The sequence below is a fragment of the Nonomuraea sp. NPDC054003 genome, from assembly GCF_055585125.1.
The window spans coordinates 25,701-39,495 of the sequence record NZ_JBVJKR010000022.1 but is presented as its reverse complement, the minus strand read 5'-3'; the positions used below and the strand labels follow the sequence as shown (position 1 = coordinate 39,495).

The window sequence follows — 13,795 nt, the reverse complement described above, 5'->3', positions numbered from 1 at the left end:
GATCAGGAGGCAACGTGGCGGTCCGGCTGCTCGAAGGTGTCCGCGTGGTGGAGTTCGCTCTCCTCGAAGCGGGGGGTGTCGGCACCGTCCTCGCCGACCTCGGCGCCGACGTGGTGAAGGTGGAGCGTCCCGGCGGGGGCGACTACATCCGCCAGGTCGGGTGGCCGTTCGTGAACGGCGTGTCCCTCATGCACCACCACCTCGGCCGGGGCAAGCGCAGCCTCGCCCTCGACATCCAGCGGCCGGAGGGCGCCCGGCTGGCCGCCCGCCTCGTCGAGGCGAGCGACGTCGTCATCGAGGGCATGCGGCCGGGCGTGCTCGCCCGGCGCGGGCTCGGCTCGGCCGAGCTGCGCGAGCGCCACCCCGCGCTGGTGTGGTGCACGGTCTCCGGGTACGGCACCACCGGCCCGTACGCCGGGCTGGCCGCGCACGGGGTGGCGTTCGACGCCTGGGCGGGCGGGCTGCGGCTGGGGACCGACGAGCGGGGGTTCGCCTCGGCCGAGCTGAACGTGCCGCTCGGGACCCGGGTGGCGCCCCTGCTGGCGGCGAGCGCCATCCTGGCCGCGGTGCTGCGGGCGGCGCGCACCGGGCGGGGGTGCGCGATCGACATCGCCCAGGCCGAGGCGGCCGCGTCGGTGGACTGGCTGACGATCGAGGGGCACCGGGCGCATCTGCGGCCGGCGACCGAGGTGACCGGCAACCCGTCCGACGGCGGGGTGCGCCGCGAGCCGGGCACGGCGGGGATGGGTGACAGCGTGCGCTACCAGGTGTACCCGAGCGCCGACGGGCACGTCCTGATCATGGCGACGGAGCGGAAGTTCTGGGAGCGGTTCTGCCACGCGATCGAGCGGCCCGACCTGCTCGGCGACACCCCTGGCGGAGAGGTCGCCGACCACGCGCTCGGCGACCACCGGCTGCGCGCCGAGCTGACCGAGATCTTCCGCACCCGTGACACGGCCGGCTGGATCCGGCTCGGGCTGACCGCCGACGTGCCGATCGCGCCGGTGAACTCGCCCGCGACCCTTCCCGCCGATCCGCACTTCGCCGCCCGTACCCCGTGGCTGCCCGCCGCCGAGTACGGCGCCGACCTGCTGCCGCTCCCCGTCCACCTGGAGGACGAGGAACTCGCCCGCCCCTCCCCCGCCGCCACCCCGGGTCAGCACACGGACGAGATCCTGACCTCTCTGGGCGTCCCGGCATCCGAACTGGCCGAACTACGCGAATCCGGCGTTCTGGGCTGACCTCCAGCGGTCCCTGAAGACGACGCACCGCGAAACCGCCACCCTGGGTCTATTCAGGGCGGCGGACCGCGCCGTGAGGTCGGGGCGTCGTGGCCGGCGGTGACGGAGCCCGCCTGATCTGGACGCCCTTGCTCGGCGAGCTCAGAGCACCTCGATGGCCGCCAGGACCGGGTCGCCCGTGCGGCAGACCTGGACGTCGATCTGGACGGCGCAGGCCGGGCAGTAGAGGCGCCGCAGGACGAAACGGTCAGCGCCCTCGTACACGGCGCCGAGCGGGCTGCGCTCGGCCGGGGACGCGTCGGACACGACGAGGTGCTCGTACACGTTCCCGGCCGCGCCGCCCAGCACGGTGCCGCACCGCCCGCACGCCACGACACCCTCACGATCCGGCGATCTGGGTTCCCGGTGCTCCCCGTCGCCGGCCGGTGGGAGGAGGTCGAGGACGGCCGAGAGAGGGCGGCCCTGGCGGGAGGGGGCAGGGGGCGCGGGCGGTCGGCCGATCCTGGCGTGCCTGCGGTCGTCGCGGCACCGGGACGTGGCGGGATCGTCGACGCGCAGCCCGTCCGGCCGCCGCGGGTCGCCGGTGACGACGACGCCGTAGTCGCGCAGCGCGCCGCGTACCGACACCAGGCCGTCCAGGACGTCGTCCAGCACGGCGGCCGGGTCGCGGTCCAGCGGGTCGCCCAGCCCGCCGCCGCCCTGGGAGACGGAGACCAGCAGCTCGCCCGTCCGGATCGGCACGGTCGCCGACGGCATGGGCAGCCGCCGCTCCCCCTCGTCCGCCAGCCCCGCGAGATCGGGCACGACGGCCACGACGCTCTGCCCGCCGTACTCGCCCCCGCACACCCCCGCCGCCAGCGGATGCTGCAACCCCTGGCCGAACGACATCATGGTCATCGAGGCCCCGTCCCCGTGCGGGGTCAGCGCGTGCAGGGTGCCGACGCCGCCGCGGTGCCGTCCGGGTCCGCCGGTGTCGGCCAGTTCGGCGCGCCGCTCGTACAGCAGCGGCAGGTACGCCTCGTTGACCTCGACGTTCGCGCACGACGCGCCGGGCGAGGTGGTGTAGCCGGAGGAGTCCGCGCCGTCGCCGGACCAGGTGGCGCCGCCGCCGCCGGTGATCTCGTCGAGCGTCATGGTGGCGTACGAGGTGCCGTCGCCGCGCTCCCCGTGCACCGTCCCGCCCCCGCCGCCCGCGGCCTGGCAGCTCGCCATCACCAGGTGCGCCAGGTCCCGCGACGCCTCCAGCATCCTGGCGAGGCACGCGTTGACGGAGACCCGGACCGCCTGACAGGTGGCGGCGGTGCTCATGGCCACCCCGGCGGGCCAGCGGGCGTGCACGACGGTGCCCTCGCGGCTGCGGATCCGCACGACCGGCCACACCCCGCCGGGCACCCAGGGCAGGCCGCCGCACAGGTAGATGAGCACGCCGCCGATCGCGAACCCGGCCAGCGCGGGGTAGGCGGCGTTGATGGTGCCGGGCGCCTGCGGGTCGCTTCCGGTGAAGTCCAGCTCCAGGTCGTCGCCGCGCTTGGTCATGGTCAGCCGCACCGCGTACACGGCCTCGGTGGTGCCGCCGTGCGGGCGGTACTCGACGTACGCGACGTGCCGCCAGCGGCCGTCCGGCAGCGCGCGCAGCCGCTCGCGCAGCAGCGCCTCGGTACGCTCCAGCAGCCGGTCCATGACGGCCGCCACCGCGTCCGCGCCGTACTGCCCGCACAGCCGGCCCACCTCGGCGGTGACGCTCCGGTTGGCGGCCACCTGGCCGACCAGGTCCAGCCGGTTCAGTTCGGCCGTACGGGAGCGTACGAGATATTCGCGTTCGAGGTCGCGGCGCAGCCGGCCGGCCTCGACGATCCGCACCGGAGGCATGGGCACGGCCTCGTCGAAGATGGAGCGGGCGTCGTAGGTGATGCCGCCCGGGTTGGGGCCGCCCACGTCCGCCTGGTGGGCGGTGGAGCCGCACCAGCCGACCAGCTCGCCGTCCACGAAGATGGGCGCGACCACGACCACGTCGGGCTGGTGCAGGGTGCCGATGTAGGGGTCGTTGGTGACGAACTGGTCGCCGGGGCCGAAGCCGGGGTTGTCCGCGTAGTTCTCCAGGATGTCCCGTACGACCAGGTGCATCGAGACGACCTGGGCGAGCACGTACCGGCCGCAGCAGACGACCCGCCCGTCCGGCGCCATGATCGCGGTGTTGAGGTCCCTGGCCTCGGCGGCCAGGTGCGAGCCGGACAGCCGGGCCAGCACCGCGGCCGCGTCGTCGTTGATCGTGTCGAGCCGGTGCCTGAGCACCTCGAACGTGATCTCGTCGATCATCGCTGTTCCTTGTCAGCTCGGGGATCAGGTCAGGTGGAGGTGGCCGCCGGCGTCCATGCGCGCCCGGCGCCCCGGGGGGAGCACGACGGTGGTCTGGCCGGACTCGACGAAGGCGGGCCCGGTGATCTCGCAGCCGGCGCTCAGGCGGCGCCAGTCGTAGACGGCGCAGCGGTGCTCGGCTCCGGCGAACCAGGCGGCCCGCTCGTCCACCGGCTCGGCCGCGCCGCCCGGCCGCGTGACCGGGGGCGGCACCGGCACCGGGGCCACCAGCTCGACCCGGACGCCGACCGCCTCGACCGGGGTGCCGTCGGCGGCGGTGCCGGCGCCGACGATCTCCTCGTACCGCTTGCGGAACTCCGACTCCAGCCGCGCCAGCTCGGCGGCGTCCACCGGCACGGCGACCGGCAGCTCGATGCGGCGCTGCTGGCGGTAGAAGCGCAGGGCCACGGTGTGGCGCAGGACGGGGGCGCGGCCGGACACCGCCGTGACGCTGTCCACCGCGCCGGGCAGGTCCGCCTCGATGCCGCCGGCCAGCTCCGCCAGCGCGGCCGCGACGGCCGGGCCGGCCTCGGCGACGGGCCCGGGGACGAGGCCGCGCTCGACGCCGATGCTCAGGTCGCTGGACACCGCCCCGTACGCGGACAGCTCGGCGGCCAGGTTCGGGATGATCACGTCCGTCGCGCCGAGCCCGTCGGCGTACCAGCTCGCGTACTGCGGTCCCGCGCCGCCGAAGGCGACCAGCGCGAACGCGGACGGGTCGTGCCCGCGCTGGATCGTGGTGCGGCGGATCAGGTCGCGCATCTGGTCGGCGGCGATGCGGACGATCCCCTCGGCGGCGGCCACGACGCCGATGCCGAGCGGCTCGGCGATGTGCGCGCGGATCGCCTCGCGGGCGGCCGCCACGTCGAGCGGCATCGACTCGCCGAGCCTGCTCAGGTAGCCGAGGACGGCGGAGGCGTCGGTGAGCGTCGGACGGGTGCCGCCCCGGCCGTAGCAGGCCGGTCCGGGGTCGGCGCCCGCGCTGCGCGGGCCGACCCGCAGCGCGCCCAGGCCCCGGTCGAGCCAGGCGAGGCTGCCGCCGCCGGTGCCGATGGACTCGACCTCGACCACCGGGATGGCCAGCGCGTGCCGGTGCACCATCGGGGTGCTCGCCCGCTGCATGGCGCCGCCGATGACGAGCCCGACGTCGAAGCTGGTGCCGCCGACGTCGGTGGCGACGACGTTGGCGTGCCCCAGCTCGGCGGCGAGCGCGGCGGTGGCGGCGAGCCCGGCGACGGGGCCGGAGCGCAGGGTGTTCACCGGGGCGCGCAGGGTGTGCTCGACGGGTTCGGCGCCGCCGCCGGTGCGCAGGATCATCAGCACCCCGCCGAAGCCGTCCTCGCGCAGCCGTTCCTGCAGCGCGCGCAGGTAGGTGGCGACGACCGGGGCCACGTACGCGTCCAGCACGGCGGTGGACGTGCGCTCGTACTCGCCCACCACCGGGGCGATGGCGGAGGAGCAGGAGACGTGCACGCCGGGCAGTTCCTCGGCGACCAGGGCGGCCAGCCGCCGCTCGTGCCCGTCGTTGACCGGCGACCACAGCAGGCAGACGGCGACCGAGTCGGCGCCGCGCTCGGCGAGGCGCCGGATGGCGGCCCGGGCCTGCTCCTCGTCGAGCGGCCGCACGACGGCGCCGGACACGTCGACGCGCTCGCTGACGCCGGCGATGCGGGAGCGGGCGACGAGCTGGTCCGGCTTGCGCCAGCGGACCGGCATGGTGACGTCCAGCTCGTCCAGGCCGTGCAGCTTGTTGGCCTTGGCGATGGGCAGCGTGGACTCGAACCCGGCGGTGGTGAGCAGGCCGACGCGGGCGCCGCCGCCGGTGAGGAGCGCGTTGAGCCCGACCGTGGTGCCGTGGGTGAGGATCACCGTACGGGACAGCAGCTCGGACAGGGTGAGGCCGAGCGCGGCGGCGGCCTGCCCGATGGAGTCGAGCACGCCCTGCTCGACCCGGCCGGGGGTGCTGAGCGCCTTGCCGACGCCCAGGCGGCCGTCGGAGAGGGTGACCACGGTGTCGGTGAAGGTGCCGCCGGTGTCGACGCCGATGAACGCCTTGACGCCGCTCGTCTCCGTCTGGATCATGCGGCGGCCCCGCCCGCGACCGGGAGGTTCACTCCGCTGACGAACGAGGCGGCGTCGGAGACGAGGAACTCGACGGCGGCGGCCACCTCGTCCGCCGACTGGCCGCGGCCGAGCGGGATGGTGCGGGCGAGCCAGTCGGCCAGCGGGAGCCCTTCGCGTTCGGCGAGCCTGACCAGGCCGGGGTTGGGGAACCGGGGGTCGCCCGGGTGGACGCCGAGCGGGCAGACCGTGTTGACCCGGATGCCGAGCGGGCCGAGCTCGCCGGCGAGCGCCGCGGTGAGGTGGTTGACCGCGGCGCGGGCCACGCCGACCACGCCGGCGTCGGCGACCGGGGTCAGGCCGGCGTACGAGGAGAGGGTGACGATGGCGCCGCCGCCGGCCGCGGTGAGCGGGGGCACGCAGGCGCGGGCGATGAGCCAGGCGGCGGTGAGGTTCCAGTCCAGGCCGCGCTGCCAGGCGTCCGGGCCGGTGGCCGCGAGAGGACCGTCGCCGAGCGCCGGGCCGGTGGCGCCGACCAGGTTGCAGCAGGCGTCGAGGCGGCCCAGCTCCCCGACGGCACGGGCCACGAGCTCCTCGACCGAGGCCGGGTCGGTGGGGTCGACCGGGAACGCGGCCACCGGCCGCCCGGCGGCCTCGGACACCTCGGCCGCGACCTCCGCCAGCTTCGCCGCCGCCACCCTGCCGGTGCCCGCGTCTCCTTGGGACACGTCCACGGCGTCGGCGAGGACCAGCCGCGCGCCGGCCCTGGCCAGCCGTAGCGCCGTGGCCCGGCCGATGCCGGGCGGGCGCGCCGCTCCCACCACCAGGATCGCCTTCGCGCTGAGGTCCATGCCACCTCCACTGATATTATTGTCTTATCAATCTTAACCATGATTGCTCTCTTTGAGCTAGGCTTGATCACATGACTTCACCCCCACTCGACGTCAGCGGCCGCCCGCTCGCCCTGCGGGCCATCGACTGGGACCCCCTGTTCGCCCCGCGCTCGGTCGCGGTGATCGGGGCCACCGACACCGAGGGCAGCCCGCAGCGGGCCCAGTGGCGCCAGGCCAGGGAACGACTGCTCGCGCGGGGGGCCCGCGCCGTCCACCCGGTCCACCCGGTCAAGCCCGCCATCGACGGCGTCCCCGCGTACCGCAACGTCCTGGACGTCCCCGGCGACGTCGACGTGGCGATCGTGCTCGTCCGCGACCCGCTGCCGGTGCTGGAGGACTGCCTGGCCAAGGGCGTGCGGTTCGCGTACGTGTTCGCCGCCGGCTTCGCCGAGCTGGGCACCGAGGAGGGGCACGCGGCGCAGCGGCGGCTGGAGGAGCTCGCCCGCGGCCCGATGCGGATCATCGGCCCCAACACGAACCTCAACCTCATCGAGCCGTGGCGCGAAGGCCTGCCCGGCCGCAAGCTCGCCGTGGTGACCCAGTCGGGCAACCAGGGACGGCCCGTCGTGCAGGGGCAGGAGCTGGGCATCGGCGTCCACGCCTGGGCGACCGTCGGCAACGAGGTGGACCTGGAGTTCGCCGACTTCGCCGCGCACTTCGCCAGGACGCCGGGCGTCGGCGCCATCGCCGCGTACGTCGAGGGCTTCGTCGACGGCCGCACCATGCGGCTGGCCGCCGACGAGGCGGTGCGCGCGGGCGTGCCCATCGTCTGCATCAAGGTCGGCCGCAGCGACCAGGGCCAGGCCATGGCCAAGGCGCACACCGGGCACCTGACCGGCCCCGACGCGGTGCACGACGCCGTGTTCCGCCAGTCCGGGGTGATCCGGGTGGACGACATCGACGAGGCGATCGAGGTCTCCGGCGCGTTCTGCCACACGCCGCCGCTGGCCGGGGACCGGGTGGCGCTGTGCGTCATGTCAGGCGGCACCGGCTCGCACGTGGCCGACCTGTGCGGCCTGGCCGGGGTGCCGCTGCCCCGGCTGGAGGAGCGTACGATCGCCCGGCTGCGCGAGCTGCTGCCCGGCTACCTGCACCTCGGCAACCCGGTCGACACGGGCGGCGTCGCGACCGCCCGGCCCGAGGGCCGAAAGGTGCTGGAGGCGCTGATCGAGGACGCCAACACCGACGTCCTGCTCGCGCCGATCACCGGCGTGTTCCCCGGCATGAGCGACGCCATCACCCGCGACCTGATCGCGCTGCACGAGCGGGGCGGCAAGCCGATCGTGGTCGCCTGGACGTCGCCGATCAGGGACGCCGACCATCGGGCGCTGTGCGAGGCGGGCATCCCGGTGTTCCACTCCTTCCGCACGGCGGTCCGCGGCATCCGGGCGATGGCGGACTTCTGGGCGCTGCACCGCGGCTACCGGGGCCCGTTCGCGGACGCGCCGCGCGAGCCGTCCGCCGCCTTGGCCGCCGTCCGTGGACGGCTCGTGCCCGGCTCGACGCTGGACGAGGTGGCCGCGAAGGACGTGCTGCGCGCGTACGGGATCCCGGTGGTGGAGGAGGCGGTCGCCGCGTCGCCGGACGAGGCGGTGGCGGCGGCGGCCCGCTTCGGGTATCCCGTGGTGCTCAAGGCGCTCGCCGACGGCCTGGCCCACAAGTCCGACCTCGGGCTGGTCCGGGTGGGGCTCCGCGACGCGGACGGGGTACGGGACGCGTACGCGGAGATCGTGGCCGGGGCCTCGGGGCTGCGGCTGACGGGGGTGGTGGTCCAGCCGCAGGTGACCGACGCGGTGGCCGAGCTCATCCTGGGGGTCAGCCACCAGGCGCCGTTCGGGCCGACGATCACGTTCGGGCTGGGCGGGGTGTTCACCGAGGTGGTGCGGGACGTGTCGTTCCGGGTGCCGCCGTTCTCCCGGGAGGAGGCGCTGCGGATGATCGGCGAGACCCGCGCGCCGGCGCTGCTCGCCGGCGTCCGCGGCCGGCCCGCCGGCGACCTGGACGCGGTCGCCGACGCGGTCATGCGCCTGCAGACCCTCGCGCTGGAGCTCGGCGACTCCATACGCGAACTGGACGTCAACCCCCTGCTGGTACGGCCGAGCGGCCTCGGAGCGGTGGCCGTCGACGCCCTGGTGATCACGTCCTGATGTGAACCCTCGCACGACGCGGGGCCGGGCCGGGCTCCCACACCCGGCCCGGCCCCGCGCACGGTGCGGCGGGCTGGTCCGGTTACTCTGCCCAGTCCTCGGTGCGGTCGGAGCGGGACGGTTGGCGGCCGATGCGCATGGGGGACAGCGGGGCGTCGACCAGCAGGATGCGCTGGAAGGACCGGGCCGTGTCGCGGAGCCGGGTCTTCCAGCCGCCGGCGGCCCGGTCGGCGTCGTTCGCGGCCTCGAAGGCGGCCCACCGCTCGTAGTCCGGCACGGCCCAGAGCAGGAAGCACTCGGAGTCGTCGCCGAGCGCGGTGCGCCAGGCGCCGGCCAGGTCCCAGCCGAAGCGCCCGTAGTGCGGGACGGCCTGGTCGCGGACCCGTTCCAGAAAGTCGGCCGCGTCCCCCGGCGGCACCGTGATCCGCTCGTGCGCGTACACCTCGCCGCGCACCCCGTCGGCGCACAGCTCCTCGATGGTGCGCGTCCACGGCGCGGGCAGGAGCAGGCGGTCGACGCCGCCGGAGCGCATCTCGGCGGCGGCCGCCCACCAGGCGGCCAGCTTCGGGTCCTGCAGCGACGGGTGGCCCAGCTCGTGCCGGAACGACGACGCCAGGCCGTCCCACCCGTCCTCCTCCCAGATGTTGACCACGCCCGGCCACCAGGCGGTCGAGCCGACGACGCCCCACACCCCGTAGCAGAGCTGGTCGCGCTCCTCCTGGGCGATGGGGCTGAAGTTGGCGGTCATGTGGTGCATGTAGCGGGCGCGGTTGTGGCCGGTGACGTCGATGAACTCGTGGATGTACATCTTGTCGTTCACGGGGACCCTCCGGAGGTTCAGGCGCTGAGGCGCATGGTCTGCTCGGCGACCCCGGCCAGGGAGGCGCCGTCCTGCCACAGCGCCACCCGGCCGGCGGCGGTGCGGCCGGCGCGGGCCACCAGGCTCACGTCGAGCAGGACCCACTCGGCGACGGGACCGCCGAACAGCCGGAGCGACGCGCTGACGGTGGTCACCCGGGGCCGTCCCGGCAGGGTCCGGCGCAGCAGGTAGGGGACGTGGTCGCTGACCACCGCGAGCCGCACCTCGTCCGGCACGTCGCAGAGCACCCGCGCCCACAACAGCACCGACCCGGGCGACCCACCGGCCACCCGGACGTCGAGCATCATCGCGCCGCCTGACCCCGACTCGTACGAGCGCTCCGGACACTCCAACGGCCCGGGAACCCGCGGCGGGCTCGCGACGCCGCCCGAGGTCACCGTCCCAGGGCGAGCGACGACGCCGCCCGGCGCCACCGCCTCAGCGGCGGGGGCCGCCTCGACGACGGCGGTGCCGGTGAGGGCCGGTCGGTCGCCGTCGGTGGCGTCGAGGCGGCAGTGGGACAGGGCCCGGCCCTCGGTGAGCACGTCGCACCGTACGGAGAGCCGGGCGCCACGCGCGACGGGCCGCAGGAAGGCCGCGGACAGGTCGCGCAACCGCCGCCCGGTAGCGCGCTGGGCGGCGTCGGCGAGCAGCCCGAGCCCCCAGCCGCCGAAGAGCGCGCCGGTCCCGGAGCAGATCTCGCGGGACACGGGCACGTCGGACGGCGGGCCGCCGAGCGGCCAGGTCATCGCCTGATCACGGGTTTGGTCACCGAGTTGGTGCCGCCGAAGCAGAACTGGCTGCGCCCCGCCTTGGCCCCGACCACGAACAGCTCGAAGCAGTCGGCCGACGGGTTGACGGTGACCGGCGTCTCGGGGGCGTCGAGCAGCCAGCGCAGCTCGGGGTGCGAGGTCTCGAAGGCCGGCATCGACTGGTTGAGCATGAGCTGGCGGAAGGGCAGCTTGGTGCGCCGGTGGATGGCCTCCTTGATGTCGGCGGGCGTCCACCCGGCGGCGGCGAACGCGGCGGCGTGGTCGGGCGCCATCAGCAGCAGGTTGGAGAACGTGCCGTGGAACGGGTAGCCGGCCTCCAGCGGCGCGTCCTTCTTGATCAGCCACGCCCCGGCGGACGGGGTGCCGACCGCGTGAGAGGTGAGCGTGGACCAGCTCTCGATGAGCTTCTCCGGGTCGGAGTTCTGGAAGTCGAAGAACTCGGTCATCCCGTACGGCACGTTCACGGTGACCGTGGAGTCTTCGAGGGAGTGGCCCTGCTGCACCCGCCACGGCGCCCACGGGGTGCGCTCCTCGTTCTCCGCCACGCAGGCGGAGAACTTCATCGGCGTGCCGATGGTGTCCATGTCGGTGATGCCGGGGTAGGACAGGCCGACGTTCATCATGATCAGCCGCAGGGCGCGGCCGATGGCGACGTTGACCTCGGAGACGGAGCCGGGGCCGAGGGCGCACATGCCGCGGTTCATGCCGATCTCGTCGGCGATCGGGCCGGACACCAGCACCACGGGCGCCTGCGGGCCGGTGGACATGGCCCAGGTGCGCAGCCCGATGGACGGGTCCAGCACGCACTCCATCATGGCCATGATCACCGGCATGGTCTCGGGCCGGCAGCCGGCCATGACCGCGTTGGCCGCGATCTTCTCGACCGTGCCGATGCCGAAGCCCGGCGCGAAGTCGCCCACGACGTGGCCGCCGTCCAGCCCGGACGCCGCGACCATGGCGTCGACCTTGGCCCGGGTGGGCGGCACCAGCGGCATGCCGTCGCTCCAGCCGTTGGCCACGAACCGGCGCTGCATCTCGTCGAACGCCTCCAGCAGGTCGCCGCCTCCGTAGTGCAGCTCGGGGGCGCTCTCCAGGACCATCGAGGCGAACTCGGGCAGCACGTCGAAGACCGGCCGCGGCTTGGTCAGGCACTCGACCACCTCGGCGAACGACTCCTCGACCATGCGGTGGATCTCGGCGGTGTCCTTGTTGGAGAAGCACTCGGGCACGATGACCGGGCAGGCCTCGGGCACCCCGAAGGTCTTGGCGCTGAACCGGGCGTCCTCGTCGAAGATCGCCGCGGTGTAGCCGATCGCCGGCACGCCGCGCCGCTCCACCTCGCACAGGTCGCGGATCAGCCAGGAGGTGCAGCTGCCGCAGTCGGCGGAGGTGCCCACCAGGGCGTCGACCTTCTCCTCGATGAGCGTGAGCTGCTCCTCCGACAGATAGCGGGTCGTGCCGCCGAGCGCGCCGGTCATCTCGACGAACCTGACGTCCTCGTACGCGGCCTCGATCAGCTCGCGGGCCTTGACCAGCGCGTCGAGGCCGTTCTGCTTGCCGTTCCAGTAGAGCGCCACCGTGGCGCCGTCGAGCGTCTCCGGCCGCGGCGCGGGCGGGAACCGGTCGCCGTCGGCGTGGGAGCGTGGCGTGGCCACCGGGTTGACGATGCTCAGCCGGGCACTCATGTAAGGACCTCCACCACGATCTCCGTTCCTGGGCTGCGGCGGCGCAGTGTCTCCGCCATGAGCTGGCTCAGCTCGTGCTGCGGCAGGACGCACACGTCGTCCGCGCAGTCGGGACCCGCGCTGCCGGGCCGGTAGCCGACCCGGATCGTGCCGGCGTCCTCCGCCAGCAGCACGAGCTCGCCGCCGTCACGGCTGACCATCCGCTCGAACTCCGCCACCAGCCGCGCTCCGGTCGACGTCACGGCCATCACCACCCTTGCTTCCATAACCAGGTACCTAGTTTTACAGCCCGTGCGAGCGGCCGACAAGAGACCTGAGGCGAATTCAGGTACCTAGTTTTTCTCAGCTATGTTTTCTATCATTGCTACGATAAAGTGAAACGGTGGCAACCCTCAAGCGGGTGCGCGCGGGAAAGTCAGGACGGCTCGCGCACGTCCGACCAGTCGATCACCTGGGCGATCTGCCGGGGGTAGCCCTCGCGCAGCCGCCGGCCGAACTCCTCCTCCAGCTCGCGCATCGCGTCGCGGGCCGCCTGCGCGTCACGCGCCGCCACCGCCGCGTGCACCGTGCGCAGCCGGCCCAGCACCTGCGCGCGGTAGCGCTCGTCCGGCACGAACCCGGCGCTGTTCACGATCGCCCGCAGGGCCGGGCTGAGGAAGGCGAACAGCTCGTTGTGGCAGCTCTCGGCCAGGTGGCGCCAGTAGGACTCGTAAGCCGCGGAGAAGGCCCGGTAGGAGCCGAGCCCGCGCTCGATCGCGTCGAGGTCGCCCGCCATCGCGGCCAGCTCCTCGTCGGTGGCGTTGCGCGCGGCCAGCTCCGCCAGGCCGGGCTCGATCATCACCCGGGCGTCCAGCACCGAGCTCAGCGGCGCCCCGGCGAACTGCAGCAGCAGGGCGACGGTGGAGGCGAGGTTGGGCCAGCCGGGCTGCACGATCTCCGGCCCGCCGTTCGGCCCCGGCCGCATCACGATCAGCCCCTGGTGTTCCAGGAACCGGAGCGCCTCCCGGTAGGTGCCCCGCCCCACGCCGTGCCGCCGCATCGCCTCGGCCTCCGGCAGGTAGCGGTCGCCCGGGCCCATGCCGCTGTCGCGCATCGTCTCCACGATCTGCCTGGCGACCTCGAGAGACAGCTTCGGGCGGCGCTCACCGGGATCAACTCGCACCCGCAGATTGTACGCAGCACGCACAGGAGGACCCGATGACCGATCTCGGCCTGCTCGGACTGTGCCACGTGGGCATCGCCGTGCCCAGCGTGGCGGAGTTCACCCGCACCTGGGGCACGCTGCTGGGCGTCTCCGACTGGCTGGTCACCGAGATCGACCAGCCGGCCGGACTCCTCCAGCTGCACGGCGAGCGGCAGGGCCCGTCCCGCTCCAGGATCGCCATGGCCCGCCTGGCGGACACGGCGATCGAGCTGGTCGAGCCGCTGGAGGGCCGCACCCGCACCTCGGCCTGGCTGGAGACCCGCGGCCCCGGCATCCACCACCTGGCCTTCTGGGTACGCGACCTGGACCACGCCGTGGCCGCGCTCGCCGATCACGCCGACGTCACCTACTCCCCCGCCGCCCGCCTCCGGCCCGGGCCCGCCGGGGCGCCGGTGTCCGCGGTGGCCCGCGGCAGCGGCCCGCTTCCCGTCGATCCGGGGTTCTGGCTGTACTCGGAGTCGCGTGACGCCCAGGTGCCCTGGTGCCTGGAACTCCTGGACGCGCGCCGGGCGGACGTGGTGCGCGCCGCCTTCGGCGACCACGTCGTGTACCCCTCTTGATGATCGGCCGCACCAAG

11 protein-coding genes are annotated in these 13,795 nt (G+C 74.3%); 3 read left to right on the top strand and 8 right to left on the bottom strand.

What is annotated here, in order from left to right:
• Positions 1-14 precede the first annotated feature (14 nt).
• Positions 15-1,241 carry a CaiB/BaiF CoA transferase family protein gene (locus ACZ6YG_RS40265; protein WP_466020858.1) on the top strand — a complete coding sequence of 409 codons (1,227 nt, stop codon included), beginning with the start codon at positions 15-17 and terminating at the stop codon, positions 1,239-1,241.
• Positions 1,242-1,382: 141 nt separating this feature from the next.
• Here the strand turns inward: ACZ6YG_RS40265 and ACZ6YG_RS40260 are convergent, their stop codons facing one another.
• The 3 genes from ACZ6YG_RS40260 to ACZ6YG_RS40250 are packed head-to-tail and all read right to left on the bottom strand — an operon-like array spanning position 1,383 to position 6,508.
• The gene (locus ACZ6YG_RS40260) at positions 1,383-3,557 is read right to left on the bottom strand and encodes a hydantoinase B/oxoprolinase family protein (RefSeq protein ID WP_466020857.1); all 2,175 of its coding nucleotides are present in this window, start codon (positions 3,555-3,557) and stop codon (positions 1,383-1,385) included.
• A gap of 24 nt (positions 3,558-3,581) precedes the next feature.
• Positions 3,582-5,678, bottom strand: a complete 2,097-nt coding sequence (locus ACZ6YG_RS40255) for a hydantoinase/oxoprolinase family protein (protein ID WP_466020856.1) — start codon at positions 5,676-5,678, stop codon at positions 3,582-3,584.
• Complete coding sequence (locus tag ACZ6YG_RS40250; protein ID WP_271278199.1) at positions 5,675-6,508, bottom strand: SDR family NAD(P)-dependent oxidoreductase; 834 nt, start codon at positions 6,506-6,508, stop codon at positions 5,675-5,677. The genes ACZ6YG_RS40255 and ACZ6YG_RS40250 overlap by 4 nt, the downstream gene beginning before the upstream one ends.
• A 71-nt stretch (positions 6,509-6,579) precedes the next feature.
• Here ACZ6YG_RS40250 and ACZ6YG_RS40245 point away from each other — a divergent pair, with 71 nt between their 5' ends.
• Positions 6,580-8,697: an acetate--CoA ligase family protein gene (locus ACZ6YG_RS40245; protein WP_397199284.1), complete on the top strand. Its 2,118-nt coding sequence runs from the start codon at positions 6,580-6,582 to the stop codon at positions 8,695-8,697.
• Positions 8,698-8,779: 82 nt separating this feature from the next.
• Here the strand turns inward: ACZ6YG_RS40245 and ACZ6YG_RS40240 are convergent, their stop codons facing one another.
• The 5 genes from ACZ6YG_RS40240 to ACZ6YG_RS40220 all read right to left on the bottom strand — a co-directional run bounded on the left by ACZ6YG_RS40240 (position 8,780) and on the right by ACZ6YG_RS40220 (position 13,176).
• Positions 8,780-9,517: an NIPSNAP family protein gene (locus tag ACZ6YG_RS40240; protein ID WP_466020855.1), complete on the bottom strand. Its 738-nt coding sequence runs from the start codon at positions 9,515-9,517 to the stop codon at positions 8,780-8,782.
• Positions 9,518-9,534: 17 nt separating this feature from the next.
• Positions 9,535-10,305, bottom strand: coding sequence for an acyl-CoA thioesterase domain-containing protein (locus ACZ6YG_RS40235; protein WP_466020854.1), 771 nt, complete (start codon positions 10,303-10,305; stop codon positions 9,535-9,537).
• Positions 10,302-12,014, bottom strand: a complete 1,713-nt coding sequence (locus ACZ6YG_RS40230) for a UGSC family (seleno)protein (RefSeq protein ID WP_466020853.1) — start codon at positions 12,012-12,014, stop codon at positions 10,302-10,304. The genes ACZ6YG_RS40235 and ACZ6YG_RS40230 overlap by 4 nt, the downstream gene beginning before the upstream one ends.
• Positions 12,011-12,256: a hypothetical protein gene (locus ACZ6YG_RS40225; protein WP_148031141.1), complete on the bottom strand. Its 246-nt coding sequence runs from the start codon at positions 12,254-12,256 to the stop codon at positions 12,011-12,013. The genes ACZ6YG_RS40230 and ACZ6YG_RS40225 overlap by 4 nt, the downstream gene beginning before the upstream one ends.
• 173 nt (positions 12,257-12,429) lie before the next feature.
• Positions 12,430-13,176, bottom strand: a complete 747-nt coding sequence (locus ACZ6YG_RS40220) for a FadR/GntR family transcriptional regulator (protein WP_148031140.1) — start codon at positions 13,174-13,176, stop codon at positions 12,430-12,432.
• 35 nt (positions 13,177-13,211) lie between these two features.
• Here ACZ6YG_RS40220 and ACZ6YG_RS40215 point away from each other — a divergent pair, with 35 nt between their 5' ends.
• A complete protein-coding gene (locus ACZ6YG_RS40215) occupies positions 13,212-13,778 on the top strand; it encodes a VOC family protein (RefSeq protein WP_271278194.1) in 567 nt (188 codons plus the stop codon).
• Positions 13,779-13,795 lie beyond the last annotated feature (17 nt).

Excerpts from the sequence above, each read along its gene's own strand:
- ACZ6YG_RS40260 (WP_466020857.1), bottom strand. The coding sequence starts at position 3,557 with ATGATCGACGAGATCACGTTCGAGGTGCTCAGGCACCGGCTCGACACG.
- ACZ6YG_RS40255 (WP_466020856.1), bottom strand. The coding sequence starts at position 5,678 with ATGATCCAGACGGAGACGAGCGGCGTCAAGGCGTTCATCGGCGTCGAC.
- ACZ6YG_RS40250 (WP_271278199.1), bottom strand. The coding sequence starts at position 6,508 with ATGGACCTCAGCGCGAAGGCGATCCTGGTGGTGGGAGCGGCGCGCCCG.
- ACZ6YG_RS40245 (WP_397199284.1), top strand. The coding sequence starts at position 6,580 with ATGACTTCACCCCCACTCGACGTCAGCGGCCGCCCGCTCGCCCTGCGG.
- ACZ6YG_RS40235 (WP_466020854.1), bottom strand. The coding sequence starts at position 10,305 with ATGACCTGGCCGCTCGGCGGCCCGCCGTCCGACGTGCCCGTGTCCCGC.
- ACZ6YG_RS40230 (WP_466020853.1), bottom strand. The coding sequence starts at position 12,014 with ATGAGTGCCCGGCTGAGCATCGTCAACCCGGTGGCCACGCCACGCTCC.
- ACZ6YG_RS40215 (WP_271278194.1), top strand. The coding sequence starts at position 13,212 with ATGACCGATCTCGGCCTGCTCGGACTGTGCCACGTGGGCATCGCCGTG.